19 protein-coding genes and 1 pseudogene are annotated in these 18,207 nt (G+C 73.4%); 8 read left to right on the top strand and 12 right to left on the bottom strand.

Annotated elements, in window-relative coordinates; translation table 11 throughout:
• Nucleotides 1-12: 12 nt before the first annotated feature.
• From D7318_RS11175 to D7318_RS11155, 5 genes and pseudogenes are all read right to left on the bottom strand, one after another.
• Nucleotides 13-372: a fluoride efflux transporter FluC gene (locus tag D7318_RS11175; RefSeq protein WP_120696773.1), complete on the bottom strand. Its 360-nt coding sequence runs from the start codon at nucleotides 370-372 to the stop codon at nucleotides 13-15.
• Entirely contained in the window at nucleotides 369-815 is a 447-nt protein-coding gene (locus D7318_RS11170) for a fluoride efflux transporter FluC (protein WP_120696772.1), read from the bottom strand. Before D7318_RS11170 ends, D7318_RS11175 begins: the two co-directional genes overlap by 4 nt.
• A 353-nt stretch (nucleotides 816-1,168) precedes the next feature.
• Nucleotides 1,169-2,152: pseudogene (locus tag D7318_RS11165) on the bottom strand (rod shape-determining protein); the annotation flags it as partial.
• 66 nt (nucleotides 2,153-2,218) lie between these two features.
• The gene (locus D7318_RS11160; protein ID WP_120696771.1) at nucleotides 2,219-4,168 is read right to left on the bottom strand and encodes an ABC transporter ATP-binding protein; all 1,950 of its coding nucleotides are present in this window, start codon (nucleotides 4,166-4,168) and stop codon (nucleotides 2,219-2,221) included.
• Nucleotides 4,169-4,202: 34 nt separating this feature from the next.
• A complete protein-coding gene (locus tag D7318_RS11155) occupies nucleotides 4,203-5,165 on the bottom strand; it encodes an ArsR/SmtB family transcription factor (RefSeq protein ID WP_120696770.1) in 963 nt (320 codons plus the stop codon).
• 79 nt (nucleotides 5,166-5,244) lie between these two features.
• Between D7318_RS11155 and D7318_RS11150 the strand changes: the two genes are divergently transcribed.
• Nucleotides 5,245-6,468, top strand: coding sequence for an MFS transporter (locus D7318_RS11150; protein WP_183091366.1), 1,224 nt, complete (start codon nucleotides 5,245-5,247; stop codon nucleotides 6,466-6,468).
• Here D7318_RS11150 and D7318_RS11145 read toward each other — a convergent pair.
• The 3 genes from D7318_RS11145 to D7318_RS11135 are packed head-to-tail and all read right to left on the bottom strand — an operon-like array spanning nucleotide 6,383 to nucleotide 8,765.
• On the bottom strand, nucleotides 6,383-7,393 hold the full coding sequence (locus D7318_RS11145) for a DUF3048 domain-containing protein (protein ID WP_230423638.1): 1,011 nt from the start codon (nucleotides 7,391-7,393) through the stop codon (nucleotides 6,383-6,385). The genes D7318_RS11150 and D7318_RS11145 overlap by 86 nt on opposite strands.
• Complete coding sequence (locus tag D7318_RS11140; protein WP_183091365.1) at nucleotides 7,339-8,208, bottom strand: hypothetical protein; 870 nt, start codon at nucleotides 8,206-8,208, stop codon at nucleotides 7,339-7,341. The genes D7318_RS11145 and D7318_RS11140 overlap by 55 nt, the downstream gene beginning before the upstream one ends.
• On the bottom strand, nucleotides 8,202-8,765 hold the full coding sequence (locus D7318_RS11135) for a hypothetical protein (protein WP_120696768.1): 564 nt from the start codon (nucleotides 8,763-8,765) through the stop codon (nucleotides 8,202-8,204). The genes D7318_RS11140 and D7318_RS11135 overlap by 7 nt, the downstream gene beginning before the upstream one ends.
• Before the next feature lie 242 nt (nucleotides 8,766-9,007).
• Here D7318_RS11135 and D7318_RS11130 point away from each other — a divergent pair, with 242 nt between their 5' ends.
• The 4 genes from D7318_RS11130 (at nucleotide 9,008) to D7318_RS11115 (ending at nucleotide 11,609) form a co-directional block, all read left to right on the top strand.
• Complete coding sequence (locus D7318_RS11130) at nucleotides 9,008-9,469, top strand: MarR family winged helix-turn-helix transcriptional regulator (protein WP_183091364.1); 462 nt, start codon at nucleotides 9,008-9,010, stop codon at nucleotides 9,467-9,469.
• 191 nt (nucleotides 9,470-9,660) lie between these two features.
• Nucleotides 9,661-9,915, top strand: a complete 255-nt coding sequence (locus tag D7318_RS11125; RefSeq protein WP_120696767.1) for a type B 50S ribosomal protein L31 — start codon at nucleotides 9,661-9,663, stop codon at nucleotides 9,913-9,915.
• A complete protein-coding gene (locus D7318_RS11120; protein ID WP_120696766.1) occupies nucleotides 9,915-11,090 on the top strand; it encodes a CobW family GTP-binding protein in 1,176 nt (391 codons plus the stop codon). Before D7318_RS11125 ends, D7318_RS11120 begins: the two co-directional genes overlap by 1 nt.
• A 282-nt stretch (nucleotides 11,091-11,372) precedes the next feature.
• The gene (locus D7318_RS11115) at nucleotides 11,373-11,609 is read left to right on the top strand and encodes a DUF397 domain-containing protein (protein WP_113685674.1); all 237 of its coding nucleotides are present in this window, start codon (nucleotides 11,373-11,375) and stop codon (nucleotides 11,607-11,609) included.
• 57 nt (nucleotides 11,610-11,666) lie between these two features.
• On the opposite strand, the gene D7318_RS11110 is transcribed toward D7318_RS11115, so the two are convergent.
• On the bottom strand, nucleotides 11,667-12,125 hold the full coding sequence (locus D7318_RS11110) for an ATP-binding protein (RefSeq protein WP_408055472.1): 459 nt from the start codon (nucleotides 12,123-12,125) through the stop codon (nucleotides 11,667-11,669).
• Nucleotides 12,126-12,524: 399 nt separating this feature from the next.
• Here D7318_RS11110 and D7318_RS11105 point away from each other — a divergent pair, with 399 nt between their 5' ends.
• The gene (locus tag D7318_RS11105) at nucleotides 12,525-13,364 is read left to right on the top strand and encodes a helix-turn-helix domain-containing protein (protein WP_120696919.1); all 840 of its coding nucleotides are present in this window, start codon (nucleotides 12,525-12,527) and stop codon (nucleotides 13,362-13,364) included.
• A gap of 19 nt (nucleotides 13,365-13,383) precedes the next feature.
• Here D7318_RS11105 and D7318_RS11100 read toward each other — a convergent pair whose 3' ends face one another.
• A complete protein-coding gene (locus D7318_RS11100; protein ID WP_120696764.1) occupies nucleotides 13,384-13,995 on the bottom strand; it encodes a PadR family transcriptional regulator in 612 nt (203 codons plus the stop codon).
• 177 nt (nucleotides 13,996-14,172) lie between these two features.
• Between D7318_RS11100 and D7318_RS11095 the strand changes: the two genes are divergently transcribed.
• Both D7318_RS11095 and D7318_RS11090 read left to right on the top strand, forming a co-directional pair.
• Nucleotides 14,173-15,177 (top strand): ATP-binding cassette domain-containing protein, encoded by a 1,005-nt coding sequence (locus tag D7318_RS11095; RefSeq protein WP_329604567.1) that lies wholly within the window; start codon nucleotides 14,173-14,175, stop codon nucleotides 15,175-15,177.
• Nucleotides 15,174-15,986: an ABC transporter permease gene (locus tag D7318_RS11090; RefSeq protein WP_120696763.1), complete on the top strand. Its 813-nt coding sequence runs from the start codon at nucleotides 15,174-15,176 to the stop codon at nucleotides 15,984-15,986. Before D7318_RS11095 ends, D7318_RS11090 begins: the two co-directional genes overlap by 4 nt.
• Before the next feature lie 6 nt (nucleotides 15,987-15,992).
• Here the strand turns inward: D7318_RS11090 and D7318_RS11085 are convergent, their stop codons facing one another.
• On the bottom strand, nucleotides 15,993-16,667 hold the full coding sequence (locus D7318_RS11085) for a response regulator (RefSeq protein WP_120696762.1): 675 nt from the start codon (nucleotides 16,665-16,667) through the stop codon (nucleotides 15,993-15,995).
• A 29-nt stretch (nucleotides 16,668-16,696) separates the two neighbouring features.
• Entirely contained in the window at nucleotides 16,697-18,175 is a 1,479-nt protein-coding gene (locus D7318_RS11080; RefSeq protein WP_120696761.1) for a sensor histidine kinase, read from the bottom strand.
• Nucleotides 18,176-18,207: the final 32 nt, after the last annotated feature.

Below are 18,207 nucleotides of genomic sequence, written 5' to 3'. Positions count from 1 at the left end.
CGCGTGGCCCGTTCAGGCCCACCACCCGCGCGCCATGGCCGCCCCCGCGACGGTCGCGGCCAGGCCCGTGAGCACGCTGCCGACCGCGTACCCGGCGGCGGGCCACCGCGCGCCGCGCCCGGCCAGCGCGACGGTCTCCCACGCGAACGTCGAGTACGTCGTCAACGCCCCGCACAGTCCCGTCGCGAGCAGCAGCCGCGCCTCGGCCGCGACGCCGGCCAGCAGCCCGATGAACGCGCAGCCCACGACGTTGACGAGCCACGTGCCCCAGGGGAAACGCTCGCCAAGGCGGGCGCGCACCGCGCGGTCGGTCAGATATCGCAGCACCGCGCCGACCGCGCCGCCCGCGACCACGAGGAGCCAGCCCGTCACCGCGCCACCCCCGACGCCGCGCGCGTGGCGGCCGCGGCGAGCCAGGTCGCGAGCAGCGCGGCGAGCAGCGTCGCGGCCAGGTACCCGGCGGCGACCGCGACCCGGCCGGCGCGCAGCAGGTGTTCGGCGTCCTGCGTGTACGTCGAGAACGTGGTGAACCCCCCGAGCACGCCCGTCCCGAGGAACGGCCGCACCAGCCGGTGCGTCCCCCGGTGCGCCTCGGTGACCAGCACGAGGAGCACGCCGATGAGGGCGCAGCCGACGACGTTGATGCCCAGGGTGGTCCACGGGAAGCCCGCGCCGCCCTCCCGCGTGGGCCACAGCAGGTACGCGCCGTAGCGCCCCGCGCTGCCCAGCGCGCCCCCCGCCGCGACCGCGGCCACCACGGGCCACTCGGGCGCGCGCCCCGGCGGCGGGTGCCGTCGGGGCGCGGGCGCGTTCACAGTCCCGCATCGTACGCGCGGGCGGTCCGTGGGCCTCGGCCGATCGGACCGGCGGGCCGGATCAGGAGTCCGGACCGGCAGGCCGGATCAGGGGTGGCGTCGCGTCACAGCGGGGCCTTCTCCCCGTCGCCGAGCTGATCGTCGAGCCGGTCGTCCAGCCGGTCACCGAGCCGGTCGCCGCCCCGGTCCCCGAGGGACGCCCCCAGCGGCTGGTCGCCCAGGGGATCGGGCAGCGGCTCGACCGTCGGCTCGGCCGCTTCCGAGGCGCGCGGCTCGACGGCGGCGCCCGCCGCCGCGGCCCGGCGGCGCCCCCGGCGCGCGGCGCGCCTGCCGCGCCGGGAGAGGCGCCCGTTGCCCTCGATCAGCGCGCCGAGTCCCTGGACCGCGCAGAGCCCCGGCTCCTCGGCGATGTTGACGGGCATCCCGGTGTTGTCGCGGATCATCACGTCGAGCCCGGGAAGCTCGGCCGCGCCGCCGGTGAGCATCACGCCGCGGTCGGCGAGGTCGGCCACCAGGTCGGGCGGGCAGCGGTGCAGCACGGCGCGGATCGCGTCGAGCAGCCCGGTGACCGGCGGCTGGGCGGCGGCCCGCAGCTCCTCGGGGTCCACCTTGACCGTGCGGGCGAGCCCCGTGGCCACGTCGCGCCCCGCCACCTCGGTCATGTGCGGAACGGCGCCGGTGAGCGCCCGGTGCAGCGGGCGGACGGCCTGGCTCGGCAGCAGCATCTCGTGGCGGTTGCGCAGGTGCTGGACCAGCGCGCGGTCGATCGTCTCGCCGCCCATGGCCACCTTGTCGGCGGCCACGATCGAGCCGAGCGAGAGCACCGCGATCTCCGTGGTCGCCGCGCCCACCTGCACGATCATGGTGGCCTCCGGCTCCTCGACCGGGAGGCCGCAGCCCACCCCAGCGGTGATGAGGCTGTCCACCAGCTCGACGCGGCGCGCGCCCAGGCCGATCATGGTCTCCAACGCCGCCCGCCGCGCCAGCGGGTCCGCGTCGTGCGGGACGCAGACCGCGGCGCGCAGCATCGGCCGGAAGCGCCAGGCCCGGCGCAGCTTGGCGCCCACCATGGCGCGCAGCATGCGTTGCGCCATCTCGATGTCCACGACGGTGCCGCCGTTGACCGGGCGGACCACCTTGATGGTGGCGGGGGTGCGGCCCGCCATGCGCTCCGCCGGGGTGCCGACGGCGATGAGCGCGCCGGTCTTGATGTTCACGGCCACGACGGACGGCTCGTCCACGATCAGCCCGGTCTGTTTGAGATAGACGCGTGTACGCGCCGCGCCGAGGTCGGCGGCCACGGTGCAGCGGCGCAGATGATCAAGGGTGAGGGTCATACCGATCATGTTGTGTGCCCGGTCCGCGCGCCGCCCGCTGAAGTGCGCCGACCGGGCGAGGGCCCGTCAGCCCACGGGCGCGACGGCCGGTTCGCCGCCGTGGACCCGGCCCCCGCCCGGGCTCCCGTCCGGGTCCTCGTCCCCGCCCGCGTCGAGACCCGCGTCGAACTGTGTCCTGTGCAGCTCCTCGTACCGCCCGCCCGCCGCCAACAGCGTGTCGTGTGTGCCGCGTTCGACGATCCGGCCGCCCTCGACGACCAGGATCTGGTCCGCCGCCCGCACCGTGGACAGCCGGTGCGCGATGACCACGGAGGTGCGCCCGGCCAGGGCCTCGGCGAGCGCCTCCTGAACGGCCGCCTCCGACGTGGCGTCCAGGTGCGCGGTCGCCTCGTCCAGGATCACCACCCGGGGCCGGGCCAGCAGCAGGCGGGCGATCGTGAGCCGCTGGCGTTCGCCGCCCGAGAGCCGGTAGCCGCGCTCGCCGACGACCGTGTCGAGCCCGTCGGGCAGCGCCGCGACCAGCGTGTCGAGGCGGGCGCGGCGCAGCGCGTCCCACAGCTCGGCGTCGTCGGCGCCGGGGCGGGCCAGCAGCAGGTTGGCGCGGACCGTGTCGTGGAAGAGGTGGCCGTCCTGGGTGACCATGCCGAGCGTGGCGCGCAACGAGTCGCCCGTCAGGTCGCGCACGTCGACGCCGCCGATCCGCACCGCGCCCGCGTCCGCGTCGTAGAGGCGAGGGGCCAGCTGCGCGATCGTGGACTTGCCCGCGCCCGACGAGCCGACGAGCGCGACCAGCTGCCCCGGCTCGGCGCGGAAGCTGACGCCGTGCAGCACCTGGTCGCCGCCGCGCGTGTCCAGCGTGGCGACCTCCTCGAGGGAGGCGAGCGAGACGCGGTCGGCGGCCGGATAGGCGAAGTCGACGCCGTCGAACTCGACGGAGACCGGCCCGTCGGGCACCGCGCGGGCGCCCGCGCGCTCCTCGATGAGCGGCTTCAGGTCGAGCACCTCGAACACCCGCTGGAAGCTGACCAGCGCGCTCATCACCTCGACCCGGGCGCTGGCCAGCGACGTCAGCGGGGCGTAGAGGCGCGTCAGCAGCATCGCGAGGGAGACGACCGCGCCGGGTTCGAGGCCGCCGCGCAGCGCGTAGAAGCCGCCGAGCCCGTAGACCAGCGCGAGCGCGAGGGCGGAGACGAGGGTGAGCGCGGTGACGAACACCATCTGGAGCATCGCGGTGCGGATCCCGATGTCCCGCACGCGCCCGGCCCGCGCCGCGAACTCCCTGGACTCGTCCGCGGGCCGCCCGTACAGCTTGACCAGGGTGGCGCCGGGCGCGGAGAAGCGCTCGGTCATCTGGGCGGACATGACGGCGTTGTGGTTGGCCGCCTCGCGCGAAAGGCGCGCGAGCCTGGCGCCCATGCGGCGCGCGGGGAGCACGAACACCGGCAGGAGCACGAGGGCGAGCAGCGTGATCCGCCAGCTGATCGAGAGCATCACGGCCAGCGAGAGCAGCAGCATCACGACGTTGCCGAGCACCCCCGAGAGCGTGTCGCTGAACGCGCGCTGGGCGCCGATGACATCGGAGTTCAGGCGGCTGACCAGGGCGCCGGTCCTGGTCCTGGTGAAGAACGCCACCGGCATGCGCTGCACATGGTCGTAGACGGCCGTGCGCAGGTCGAGGATCAGGCCCTCGCCGATGCGCGCGGACAGCCAGCGGGCCAGCAGCCCGATGCCCGCCTCGAGGACCGCGATCGCCGCGATCAGCAGCGCGATACGGACGACCGTGGACTCGGCCGCGCCCTCGCCGATGGCGTCGACCACGCGCCCCGCGAGCACGGGGGTGGCGACGGCGAGCAGCGCGGTCACGGTGCTGAGCAGCAGGAACGCCACGAGCGAGGCCCGGTGAGGGCGCGCGAACGCGCCGATGCGGCGGAAGGTCTCCCGCGAGAACGGCCGTTGGTCGTCCTTGGCGTGCCGGGCGTTGTAGAGCTCGTTCCAGGCGGTCATCTCCATGCTCATGTCGGGCAGCTTAGAACTTCAAGTTTCCTTGAAGTCAAGATCGGGCGGCGGCGAGCCGGTCGCCCAGGTCGGTCCTCGAATAGAGGACGAGGCGGCCCGCGCGGCGCCGGGTGACCAGGCCCGCCTCGCGCAGCACCCTGAGGTGGCCGCCCACCGAGCCGAGCGCGTGCCCCGTGAGCGCCGCCAGCTGGGTGGGGGAGCGCGGCTCGGCGAGCCGCGCGAGCACCGCGGCCCTGACCGGGCCGATCAGCGCGCGCAGCGCCGCGGGCGGCTCGGCGGCGGGCGCGTCACCGGCCAGCAGCCCCGCGCACGGGTAGATCACCGCGTACCGGTGCGGCTCGTCCCAGCCGACCCAGCCGCGCTCGCCCGTGGTCGGGATGAACAGCAGTCGCGCGCCGGTCAGCTCGCGCGGCGGATGGGGATGGGCGTTGATCCGCAGCCGCCCGTCGCCCAGCCAGCGCATCCCGGGCCGCAGCACGTCGAGGGCCGCGGCCCAGCCACCGGCGCTCAGCGCGGCCGTGCGCGAGACGATGTCCGCCTCGAACAGCCGCCGCCGACGCGGCCACCCGGGCCGCACCGTGTGCGTCCACACCCAGGCGAGCAGCTCCGCCGTGCGCTCCGGCAGGTCGGGCACCCGCAGGGCGGCGGGCACGGGCGTCCGCGCGTTCTCCCCGAGGTCGGCGAGCGCCGTCGCCGCGGGTGTGGCCCGCACCCGGCGCAGCTCGTCGTCGAACGTCCTGTCCCCTGGCAGCGGCGGCGTCACCAGGTAGTCGGGGATCCAGTGCGGGCGCAGCGCGACCCGGACGAACGACGCCGCGAACGGGTCACGCGCCAGCAGCCCACGGAACGCGGGCCTGTGCTCGGCGAGCCACCGTTCACGCCCGGGGCGCGCCCCGCCGCCCGCGAGGGAGATCAGCGCCGAGACCGTCTCCGCGAGCGGCGAGACCGCGAAGCGGCCGTTCGCCAGGACATCCGCCCCGATGACCCACACCCCCACCGCGCCCCCCGTTGTCTCCTGCTTTCGTCTCCAGCCGAAAAGCTAACGCCCGCGCCCGGGGCCCGCCCACACTCCCGGCATGCCCAGCTACCGCGCGCTCTTCGCGCACGCCGAGTTCGCCGCGCTCTTCGCCACCGTCGGCGCCCAGATCGCCGCCATGACCGTCCAGGGCCTCGCCCTCGCCACCCTCGTCCACGACGCCACCGGATCGCCGCTGCTGGCCGCGGTCAGCATGTTCGGCGCCTCGTTCGCGCACGTCGTCGGGGCGTTCACGCTCCTGTCCGCCGCCGACCGGCTGCGCCCGCGCACCGCGATGTGGGTGACGGGCGCGCTGTTCGCCGCCGGAGCGCTCGTCCTGGCGCTCCCCTGGCTGCCCGTGGGCGGCGCACTGACCGTCGTCCTGGCGTTGGGGCTGGTCAACTCCGTGCAGAGCGGCGTTCGTTGGGGCCTACTGCTGCGGATACTGCCCGATGACGCCCATGTGCTGGGGCGCTCCCTCCTCACCATGGCGTCCGGGCTCACCCAGATCGGCGGCTTCGCCCTCGGCGGCGCCCTCGTCGTGCTGGTCTCCGCGCGCGGCGCGCTGCTGATCGCCGCCGGGCTCTTCGCCGTCGCCGCCGTCACCGCGCGGCTCCGCCTCGCCGACAGACCCCCGGCCGCGGCGGGCCGCCCCTCGGCGCGCGAGACGTGGCGCGTCAACCGGCGCCTGTGGGCGTCCCCTTCGCGCCGCTGGATCTACGCCGGGCTCTGGGTGCCCAACGGCCTGATCGTCGGCTGCGAGGCGCTCTTCGTCCCGTACGCCGGGGACGCGGCAGGGGTGCTGCTGATGGCGGCGGCGCTCGGCATGCTCGCCGGGGACATGGCGATGGGCCGCCTGGCCACGCCCCGCCTGCGGCAGCGGCTGCTGATACCCGCGCAGGTGCTGCTCGCCGCGCCGTTCCTGCTGTTCGCGCCGGGCGAAGGGCCGCCGCTCCCGGTGGCCGCCGCGGTGGCGGCCCTCGCGTGCTGCGGCTACAGCGCCTCGCTCGTCCTCACCGAGCTGCTGGTCGCCCACACCCCGCCCGACATCCGCGGCCAGGCGTTCGGGCTGCACACCTCGGGGATGATGGCGACGCAGGCCGTGGGCGCGACGCTGGCCGGGGCGGTCGCCGGGCTGCTCACCCCCGCCCGCGCGATGGGCGTCATGGCGGCGGCCTCGCTCGTGGTGGTCGCGGTGATCACCCCAGGGCTGAGAGGGGCGCGGTGTACACCACCCACACCTGACCCTCGGCGAACGGCAGCTGATCCCCGTCCGGCGTCGTGAACTCCGTTCCCTCGTCCCGGTGATCCCGGTCCCACTCGGCCTCGAACGCCCGCCCGTCGCGCAGCACGGTCGCCTCCCCCTGCCCGACGGTCTCGGTGAACGGCGACGCGTTGCCGTTGCTGTCGTGCAGGTCGGACGCGGTGACCTCGACCTCCTGCACCACGACGGTCGCGGGCGCCAGGTCGGTCTTCTCGCCGTCCATCGAGACCCGCCAACGGCCCGCGTCGGCCTCCCAGGTGAAGGTGAACGACGCGCTCGGGTACGACACGGAGTGCGCGTCCTCGGGCGTGCCGCCCTCCGGGGCCCGGCCGAACCTGAGGCCGATGTCCCCGGCCCCGCTCGCGTCGGGCGCGGTCCCGAGCAGGGCGGCCGGGTCGACGAACAGGTTGTGCGGCGCGGGGCGTTGTCCGTCCCGGGTGAACGCCTCCGGCGCGTCATCGGGCGTCCGCGGGAACAGCCGCGCGTCGTCGATCTCCGGCAGCAGCGCCCGTTGCGCCCCCGAGAACGCCAACGCGGGCTCGCCGAACTGCCGCAGCAGCTCCAGGTCCGTCTCGCGCGCGCTGCGCACCGGCCCCACGCGCTCCGGCAGGGTGCTCGAGTAGATCGCGACCAGGCGGCTCAACCCGGCCTCGACCGGCTCCACATAAATGAGGTCGGCCGCGTCGAGGCCCGTGTGCGGCCTGGCCTGCGGCGCGTTGTCCACCTTGACGGCCAGCACGGGCCCCGACTCGGCGCGCTCCCCGGTGAACGGCGAGACCCCGACCTCATCGGGGTCCCTGCCGTTCGGCTCGGACTCGACCGTGCAGCCCGCCGCGAGCGCGGCCACCGGCGCGGCCAGCAGCAGGCCCGCCGCCAGCCGCGTCCGGCCGCTCAGCGCACCACGACGGCCTGCGACTCCACGACGGGCACGGCGGTCTCGGTCCACGGGCTCTCCAGGGAATCCGGCAGGCCGGGGAACTCCAGCGCGTTCCCGTTCTGCTCATAGTGCACGTCGTAGACGATCCGCGCGCGGGACGGATAGCCGGGGTCGTCCGCCGCGCGCTCGTAGGTGTGCGCGCACGCGTCGCTCTCGGACGTCACGAACGGGCACGTCATCGCGCCGCTGCCGTCGCCCGGGTCCACCTCGAGATGGCTGGGCTCGCCCACCGCCTGCACGCCGAGCGCCGAGGTGCCGACGATCTCGCCGCCCGCGCCCGCGGCCCACCACCAGGTGTCGATGAAGATGACCGCCTGCTCGGGCGGGCTGAACGCCAGGCTGAAGTCCGGCGGCGCGAGCATCCCGTACGCCTGCCGCGCCAGCTCCTCGAGCGACGGCCCTTCGGGGATGTGCCAGGTCCAATCGGAGACCACGATGGTGCCCGAAGGGTCCCGGCACTCCTTGTAGATGTAGACGGCGTCGGGGTCAGGCTGGCCCTCGGGCCAGTCCTCGGGGTCGGGGTAGATGGAGGAGGGGATGTTGGCCCAGCAGGCGTTGACGCCCTCGCACCAGCGGCTGGCGTCCGGCTTGCCGAACCCCGCGACGCTGCTGAGGTCGCACTGCGGCCCCGACCCGCCCCCGGCCCCGTCGTCCCCGTCCCCACCGCCGCCGCCGTCCTCGCAGTCGATGATGATGACCTGGCCGGTCGGACCGGTGCTGACACACTGCGGCGTCTCGGCGGCGGCGGGCGAGGCCCCCAACGCGACAAGCCCCGCCGACAGCAGGGCCAGGAACAACGGGGCGACGCCCATGCGTCTCAGCATGAGATCGTCGTCTCGTCGGTGTGCAGCACCTGGTTGATCAGCCAGCCGTTCTCGGTCCGCTCGGCGGCGACGCCGAACGGGCTGGGCCTGGTCAACTCCTCGGGCAGCAGCGAGGGGTCCTCCTCACCGTTGGCGATGAAGACCCAACCGGCTTCGTTCTTGCAGGACTCGACGCGGGCCGTGTCGCCGTCGACCGCGACCGTGACATGGTCGATCACCGGCTCCCCCTGACGGTGGATGTCGTTGTCCTTGAAGGCACTTACCCGGCCCACCTCGGTCTCCACCACACCCGTGGTGGCGATGCCGTCGAAGACCGTGTTGTCCAACTCGGTGCTGTTCTCGAGCTCGATCAGGGCGTCCCAGTAACGGCCGTACAGCTCGGTCAGCTCCGCCTCGGCCTCCGCGTCGCCGCCGTCCTCGCCCGCGGGGTCGGCCGCGTCGGCCGTTCCCTCGATCTCCGCGGGCTCCCCTTCGTCGTCCGAGGAACAGCCCACCGCTCCCGCGGTGAGCGCCGCCAGGGTCAGGCAGGTGGCCAGTGTGGTCCGAATCCGTCGCATCGTCCCTCAGCCCGTACGTCCGAACGGTCCCCCTGGGGGCCCTTGACGGCGTCAGGGTAGCGCGGCCGAACGGGCGACAGCAGGCTTCGCGACCCCACCGTGTCAGGGTCGTGACACGGCCCCCCACCCGGCACGCGCACCGCCACGCCGGGGGCCCTTGCGAACGTCGCTTCGCCATGGCCAACGGTGCGCTCGCCAACTGTGGCCAGTCGCAACGGTGTTGCTCCGCTACTGTTCCGGCCATGCCCGACATCGGCCCGCGGCCTCCCTCGCTGCTCGCCCTCCCCTCCTATCTGACGTCCCAGGTGGCGCGCTTCGGCCGCCGACTGCTCGAAGACGCCCTGGACTCACGGGGGTTGCTGCCCACGCACCACGCGATCCTCACCGCGCTCGAGGACTTCGGGCCGATGTCGCAGCAGCGGCTCGCGGCCGCGTTGGACGTCGACAAGAGCCATCTCGTGGGCCGCGTCGACCGGGTGGAGCGCGCCGGGCTGGCCGTGCGCACCCGCGACCCTGACGACCGGCGCCGCCACCGCGTCACCCTCACGCCCAAGGGGGCCGCCCTGCTCGCGGAGTTGCGCCCGATCGCGCTCGCGTCGCAGGAACGGTTCCTCGCGCCGCTGGACGCGGCGGAGCGCGAGACGTTGAACGCGCTGCTGCTGCGGCTCCTCGACGCGGGCGACGAGGCGCGCCGCTCAGGGTGACCGGGGGCTGGTGACCGGGAGGGGTGGCCCGTTCGGCGCTCTTGATGAAAATGGTTTCCGTTTCGGTACAGTGGCTCCCGACAGTGCTCCCGGTCGTGACGGGAGGGCCCGCGAGCAGCGGGTACTCGGAGGCGACCGTTGGGAGCTTCGCGGACCGCCGCGAGAGACGGCGTGAGAGGAGAGCGTGGACGATGAAGAAGGGAATCCACCCCGACTACCGGCCGGTCGTCTTCAGGGACCGGGCCGCCGGCTTCGCCTTCCTCACCCGGTCGACCGCGACGAGCGACCGGACGATCGAGTGGGAGGACGGCAACACCTACCCCGTCGTCGACGTCGAGATCTCCTCGGCGAGCCACGCCTTCTACACCGGCACCACGCGCGTGCTTGACACCGCGGGGCGTGTGGAGCGTTTCGAGCGCCGTTACGGCAAGCGCGAGGAGCGCTGATGGGCCCGACCGGGTCGTCCGCCGCCCTGCCCGTCGTGCTCGTCGGCGGGCTCCACGCGGACGCCCGCGGCGCCGCGGTCGACCGGCTGCTGCGGGCGCTGCCCGGCAGCGTCGCGCTGCACCACGACCTGTCGGGCGCCGCGCGGCACACGGTCACGAGCACCGTGCGTGACATGGACGCGGTGCTCGGCAGCCGCACCACCCCGTTGGTCAACGACTGCGCGTGCTGCGCCCTGCGCGCCGACCTGGTGCCCGAGCTGCTGCGGCTCGCGGATGGCGGGGTGTGCGCGCTGGCCGTCGTCGAGCTGTGGGACTCGGTGGAGCCGCGGTCGATGGCCGAGGTGATCATCGCGCACGGCGACGGGCGGCTGCGGCTCTCCGGGGTGGTGACCGCGGTGGATCCCGGGCTGGTCGGGGCCTATCTGGGGTGCGGCGACGACCTGGCCGACGGCGGCCTCGCCATCGCGGCGACCGACCGGCGCACGGTCGCGGACACCTGGGCGCGGCAGCTCGAGTACGCCACGGTGCTCGCGCTCGCGGACGTGGAGGACGGCGGGCTCCCCGGCGACGAGCAGGACAGGGCGCTGCTCGCGCAGCTGCACCCGACGGCGCACCGGGTGCCGATCGGCTCGGGCGCGTTCCCGCGGCTCGCGCTCGGCGGGTTCGACGTGGTGGACGCGGCGGCCAGGCAGCACCCGGCCAGCGCGCTGCTGCCGCAGGAGGCGCAGGAGCACGACGTCGGGACGCTGGTGTGGCGGCATCGGCGGCCGTTCCACCCGGCGCGGCTCTATGCGGCGCTCGAGGAGCTGACGTGCGCGGCGCCGCGCAGCCGCGGCCGCTTCTGGCTCGCCAACCGGCCCGACACGCTCCTGTCGTGGGACGCGGCGGGCGGCGCGCTCTGCGTCGACAACGCCGGGCCCTGGCTGGCCGCGCTGCCGGACGCGGCCTGGGAGATGGTGCCCCCGGTGCGCCGGGCGGCGGCCGCGCTCGACTGGGACCCCGTCCACGGCGACCGCGCGCAGCATCTGGTCTTCACCGGGCCCGGGCTCGACCGGGGCGCGCTGCGCGGGGTGTTGGCGTCCTGCCTGCTCACCGGGAGTGAGTACGCGGCGGGGCGGGCGGCCTGGCGGCGGCTGGCCTCGGCGTTCGACGAGCTGCTCGACCCCGTGCCCTGAACGGTCGGAGGGGGCGGAAACGGGCGCGGGGATGGCCGGTTGCGAACGGCGAGATGGCCGATTGCGAACGAATCGCGCCATTCGCGGTCGCGAGGGAACCCGAATTCAGCCCCGGCCGTCTCAAGGGTGGCCTGGACGACGTGTGACAGGTCGGCGACGGCGTGTCGTGCACGTGCATTGTCCCGTGCATATGCAAGTGAACGAGGTTATGCTCAGGGATAGTTGGGCCCGATGGTGATCATGGGGCCTGTTTGCACCACTTCGCACGACCGGGAGAGACCAGTGCCCGACGCGTACAACGGCATCGCCGCACACAAGCTCCGGGATGTGGTGTGGTTGAAGAGTAGCCACAGCAACTCACAAGGGACCTGCGCCGAGTTCGCCAAGCTCCCCAGTGGCGACGTGGCCATGCGGAACTCTCGCTTCCCCGAGGGGCCCGCGCTTGTATACACCTCGGCCGAGCTCGAGGCGTTGCTGCGGGGAGTGAAGGACGGGGAGTTCGACCACTTGATCGGCTGACGGGCCCCGCGGCGACGGCGTGGTCCCGCGATGAGGCGTGGTCCCGCGGCGCCGGGCTCAGGCGCCCGTTCTGAACACCGCCCAGACCACCTTGCCGCGCCGCTCGCCCGCCAGGGCGCGCCAGCCCCAGCCGTCGCTGAAGCACTCCACGAGGTGCAGCCCGCGGCCCGACTCGGCCACCCCGTCCATCTCGCCGACGCGCGGCGCGGCCGCGCTCGGGTCCTGGACGGCGCAGATGAGCCGCCCCGAGCAACGCATCAGCTCCAGCTCGACGGCGCTGCGCTCGCCGCCGTCATACGCGTGCCCTTCCTCGTCGAACGTCGTGGGCCGCACGCCGACGCCGTGCCGCACGGCGTTGGTCACCAGCTCGGAGACCACGAGCGCCACCGCGTCGAACTGCTCGGGCAGCCGCCACCCGTGCAACGTGCTCCGGGTGAAGTCGCGGGCGCGGCGCACCGATTCGGGGCGCGGCGCGAGGCCGAGCGTCGCGGTGCCTGACAGGGTCCGAAGGTCCACGGGAGGGGACTGATGCCCTAATGAGTCGAGCATGGGCGTTCCTTTGGTCCCCATGGCGCGGCACTCCTGGCGTTGCGGCGGCACTCCTGTCAACGGTGGGCTGACCCTGTGCCAACCCCCGTACCCCGTCCCCGTCCGGCTGGTGCGGACGGAGGCGTACTGCCGCGCCGGTTCGCGGCGCGTAGAACTCATGCTTCCCAAGGCTTACGGCAAATGCAAGGGAAGATGCACGTGCACGAAAAAATTTGATCGACTGTAATCATGCGGGCACCCAATGAAGCACTGACGTGGCAGACTTCGCTCCGGCAGTCGTGGGAAGCAGAGGAGCGCATGAGTACTCAGCGGATGGCGGGGGGAGCGGACACCAACGTCACCGGCGGTGAGCAGGCCAGCGGATCCATGGTGCGCCGGATCCTGCTCGGCACGCAGCTGCGGAGGCTGCGCGAGGCGTGCGGGGTGACAAGGGAGGAAGCCGGGTACTCGATCCGGGCCTCCGAATCGAAGATCAGCAGAATGGAGCTCGGGAGGGTCAGCTTCAAGCCGCGGGACGTGGCTGATCTGCTGACTCTCTACGGAGTGACCGACGAGGCCGAGCGCGAACCACTGCTCGGCCTCGCTCGTTCCTCGGGGCGCGCGGGCTGGTGGCACAGCTACAGCGACGTCCTGCCGAGCTGGTTCCAGACCTATGTCGGGCTCGAGGCGGCGGCGGAGCGGATCGGGACCTACGAGTTGCAGTTCGTGCACGGGCTGCTCCAGACCGAGGACTACGCGCACGCCGTGGTCGTCTCCGGGCACAAGGGCCATCTGTCCAGGGCCGAGGTGGACCGGCGGATCGCGCTGCGGCTGGGGCGGCAGAAGCTGCTCGTCGCGGAGAACGCCCCCCATCTGCACTGCGTCCTCGACGAGGCCGCGCTGCGCAGGCCGTTCGGCGGGCCGCATGTGATGGACGAACAGCTGCGTGTGCTCCTGGAGTTCTCCGAGCACCCCAACATCACGCTCCAGGTCGTTCCCTTCAGCAAGGGCGGGCACGTCGCCGAGTCCGGGGCGTTCACGCTGCTGCGCTTCGCCGAGCGGGAGCTGCCCGACCTCGTCTATGTCGAGCAGCTGACCGGGGCGCTGTACCTGGACAAGCGCGAGGAGGTCGCGGCGTACCAGGTCGTGCTCGACCGGCTCGGCTCGACCGCGCTGGGGCGCGACGAGAGCCGGGGGCTGATCCGGGAGATCCGCCAGCGGCGTTGAGGCCCGCGGGTCCGGCCCGTTAGCCGAAGGGGTTCTCCATCCCCTCCGGCAGCACCTCCACGCTGCGCTCGCCCTCGCCCGCCATCACATAGGCGCCACCCTCGAGGCGCTCGATCAGGCCCCGGGTCCACTCGGCGCTGCTCTCCGAGTTGTGGATCCAGAGCCGCATGATCTCGCCGATGTGGCCCCACTCGGCGGGCGTGGATTGCGGGGTCCAGTGGCGCCGCACCTCCTCGCGCCAGCCGTCGAGCGCGGCGACCCGCTCCTTGAGCAGCGCGACGGCCTCCTCGCGGGGGAGGTCCACGATGAACCCCACCCCCGTCGTCAGCACGTCGATCCGCTGGTCATGGGCGCGCAACGACTCCCGCAACAGCTCCAGATACGTCTCCTCGCCCGCGTCGGTCAGCTCGTACTCCGTGCGCGGCGGGCCGCCGACCGTGCTGGGCGCGGTCTCGTGGGCCAGCAGCAGGCCCTGCTTGGCCATCTGCTTCAGGGCGTGGTAGATCGAGCCCGGTTTCGCCGTCGACCACTGATGGGCGCCCCAGAACTCCAGGTCGTTCCGCACCTGGTAGCCGTGCGCCCGGCCGTGCTGACGCACCGCGCCGAGAACCAGCAGCCGCATGACCGACATCCGCCGTCGCCTCTTCTTCCTCGTCCTCAGCTGTCCGGAGAAGCAGTCTCTCACCGCGATGGTAATCAAGTTTGACTAGCAAGGGGCGGTGGAGTAGCCTCCCAGGGCGCTTGATTGGTCAAACTTGACTAGTGGGGCTGGGTGGCGACCCTCCCGACCCAGACCGAAGGAGGACGGGTGCACATCCGCGAAGAACGCAAACGATCCGCGGCGATCCTCGCCGACGATCTCCGCAAGACCTATGGCACGGGCAAGGCGGCCAAGCCCGCGTTGGACGGCCTCGACCTGCTCGTCCCGCGCGGCACGGTCCATGGCGTCCTCGGGCCCAACGGCGCGGGCAAGACCACCGCCGTCCGGATCCTCACCACGCTGCTGCGGCCCACCGCGGGGCGGGCCGAGGTGGCGGGGTACGACGTGACGGCCGAGCCCGACCGGATCCGCTACCGCATCGGGCTGCTCGGCCAGCACGCCGCGCTCGACGAGGAGCTGAGCGGCCGCCAGAACCTCGAGCTCTTCGGCCGCCTCTACCACCTCGGCGGCCCCGGCGCCGCCCGCCGCGCGGCCGAGCTGCTCGAACGGTTCGACCTGGCCGACACCGGCACCAAGGCCGTCCGCCACTACAGCGGCGGCATGCGCCGCAGGCTCGACCTGGCGGCCAGCCTGATCATGGCGCCCGAGATCCTCTTCCTGGACGAGCCGACCACCGGCCTCGACCCCCGCGGCCGTACCGAGGTGTGGAACGCCGTGCGCTCCCTCGCCGACGCGGGCACCACCGTGCTGCTCACCACCCAGTACCTGGAGGAGGCCGACCAACTCGCCGACCGGATCTCCCTGATCGACGGCGGCCGCCGCATCGCCGAGGGGACTCCCGACGAGCTGAAGGCCACCGTCGGCGCCGACCGCGTCGACGTCGTGGTCCGCGACGCCCACCGGCTGAATGACGCCGTGACCACCCTGACCGGTGCCTCGGGCACCGACGCGGTGACGACCGACCCCGACCGCCGCCTGGTCAGCGCCACGGTCACCGACCGGATGGCCGCCCTGACCGCCACGGTCCAGGGGCTGGCCGCCGCCGGGATCGACGCGGAGGACATCGCGGTCCGCCGTCCCACCCTCGACGAGGTCTTCCTCCACCTGATCGGCGACCACCCGACCGGCGACCAGCGGAAGGCGACGGTATGAGCACCCGAACCGTCCCCCTCGGCCGCGGCCAGCGGGCCGTTGCCGACGCGGTCACCATGACCCGCAGGGGAGTGGCCCACTGGGGCCGCCAGCCCGGCACCATGGTCGTCGGGCTGCTCTTCCCGGTGATGATGATGGTCATGTTCGCCTACTTCATCGGCGGCGGCATGGCCGTCGAGGGCGGCGGCGACTACACCGACTTCCTCGTCCCCGGCATGCTCGCCCTGACCATGGCCTTCGGCCTGGAGGCGACCATGGTCGCGATCACCCAGGACATCGAGCGCGGCGTCCTTGACCGCTTCCGCTCCATGCCCATCGCCCCCTCATCGGTGCTTGTCGGCCGCAGCCTGCTCGACATGATCAACTCCGCGGTGGGCCTGCTGGTCATGCTGGGCGCCGGCTGGGCCATCGGCTGGCGGTGGAACGGCACCGCGACCGAGGCCCTGGCCACCATCGGGCTGCTGCTCCTGCTGCGCTTCGCCATGCTGTGGGTCGCCATCTACCTCGGACTGGTCGCCCGCAAGCCGGAGATGGTCCAGGCCGTCCAGATCCTGGTCTGGCCGGTCGCCTTCATGTCCAACGCCTTCACCTCCCCGGACACCATGCCGGACTGGATGGGTGCGATGGCCGACTGGAACCCCATGTCCGCCACCGCGGGAGCGGTCCGCGAGCTCTTCGGCAACCCCGGCTGGGAGAGCGGGACATGGGCGGCCGACCACACGATCGCCCTGGCGGCGGCCTCGCCCCTGCTCCTGCTCGCGATCTTCGTCCCGCTGGCCCTCCACCGCTATGCGCGGCTGGGCTCCTGACCCCGCTCACGTCCCCTCCCCGCCGCGGACCAACCCCGCCTCGTAGGCGATGATCGCCGCCTGTACTCGGTTCCGCACATGAAGCCTGCTCAGAACCGTGCTCACATAGCTCTTCACCGTGCCCTCCACCAGGTACAGGCGGCGAGCGATCTCCGCGTTGGACAGGCCCTCGCCCATCATGGCCAGCACCGCGCGCTCCCGATCGCTGAGCGCCGCCGTCAGCTCCATGGCGCGCCGCCCCCGCACCCCCGCGCCGGCCCGCAGCTCGCTGATGACCCGGCGCGCCACGCGCGGTGAGAGACAGGCCGCCCCGCCCGCCACGGCATGGACCCCCGCGAGCAACTCCCGTGGATCCGACGCCTTGAGCAGGAACCCCGCCGCGCCCCCGTCCAGGGCCCGGGCGATGTACTCGTCCTGCCCGAACGTGGTGAGCATGATCACCGCCGTGTCCGGGACCACCGCCCGTATCTCGTCCAGCGCCGTCAGCCCGTCCGTGCCCGGCATCCGGATGTCGAGCAGCGCCACATCCGGCCGGTGCGCCCGGGCCAGCTCGACGGCCTCCCGGCCGTCGGCCGCCTCGGCCACCACCTCGACCCCGTCGTCCGACGCCAGGATGCCCCGCACCCCGACCCGGATCATCGGCTCGTCGTCCGCGATCAGCACCCGCAGCCGCTCCGCCATCGCGATCTCCTCCCGTGCGTCCCTGGCCCCTACTTCCGGTGGAGCGTGTCCTTGGAGACCAGCTGCCCCCTCTCGTCGAAGCAGAGCCGGTACATCGTGTCCGACAGATCGAAGATGTTGTCATCGGCGCGGTAGTACTCGCAGTCGGCGCCCTCCTGGATCGGCGGCTCCAGCAGCAGCGGCGAAGGCCGGTCCACCCCGTCGGTGAGCATCTCGGCCAACTCGCCCCTGGGCTGCCCCAGTCGCATCCGCTCGTAGTCGGCGGGCTCAAGCGACGTGGCCTCCACGGTCAGCGCATAGAGGACGAGCAGGACACCCACCAGGGCCACGATCATCCCCACCGGCAGCGTCGAGGCCCGCAGCAGGTGGCGGCGCGCCCGCTTCCTGGCCGAGCGCAACTCCTCCGGCGGCCCTGGCTCGGCGGACGGCGCCTTCTCCCGCTCCGGCCGCGCCGGGGGTGGCACCCGTGGCAGCCGGGCGACCACCTCGAAGCCCTCCTCGCGTGGCCCGGCACGCAGGCTGCCGCCCGCCAGGCGTATCCGCTCGTCCAGGCTGATCAGCCCCGTCCCGCTCCCGCTGACCGGCGCGGCCGGTGCCGCCGCTCCCACCTCGGGCGGTGGTGGAGGCCCATTGGTCACGGTGATCACCGCCTCGTCCGCCGTGCGCTCCACCAGGACCACTATGTCCCCGCCCGGCGCGTGCTTGACGGCGTTGGTCAGGGACTCCTGCACCACCCGTCGTGCCGCGTGCCGGGTCGTCGCCGACCATGTCGCCCCCGCGTCCGGGTCCTCCAGCGCGCCGCGCCGCTCCAACTCCACCCGCACGCCCGACTTCCGCGCCCGCTCCACCAGGCCCGCGATGTCGTCGTCCGCCGTCCCGGCCGACGACTCCTCGGGGCGCTCCCCGAGCAGGCCGATGATCTCGTGCAGCCGCTCGGTGGCAGCCACGGCCCCGGCCCGCAGCCGCGCCGCCGTGGCCCGATGGGACTCCCCGAGATCGGGCGACAGCTCAAGTCCCCCGGCCACCAACGCCATCAGGCTCAGCTCGTGCCCGAGCGAGTCGTGCATGTCCTGGGCGATGCGGGCCCGCTCCCTCAGGCGCGCCTGCTCGGCCGCCATGTCCTTCTCGCGCTGGAGCCTGGCCGCGCGCTCCCAGCCCGCCTGCACCAGCTCAGCCCGCTGGCGCCACCAACTCCCCACCCACCAGGGCCCGAGCACCGTCCCGAACTGGATGATCAGGACGTTGACCCAGCCGGTGAGACCTCCGGAGAAGAGGGACACCAGCACCCCCGCCGCCACCAGGGCCACGAAGATGTACTGGGCGTGCCGCAGCTCGCCCGTGCGGCGCCCGGCCAACACGCTGATCACGACCGTCGTGAGGGCCAGCGCCTGATAGTCGGGACCCTCAACCTGCCGCAGCAGGCTCATCGCGGCCGCGACCGTCAACAGGCTGCTGCCGCTCGGGGCGAAGAAGGCCCGAAAAGGGGGCCGGGACATCCAGCGCTTCATTCCCGCAACGCTAGCAACGCGCCAACAGCCCC

The sequence above is a fragment of the Streptomyces radicis genome, assembly GCF_003626575.1.
GTDB classification, from domain to species: domain Bacteria; phylum Actinomycetota; class Actinomycetes; order Streptomycetales; family Streptomycetaceae; genus Streptomyces; species Streptomyces radicis.
This window is presented reverse-complemented; position numbering and strand designations above follow the sequence as displayed.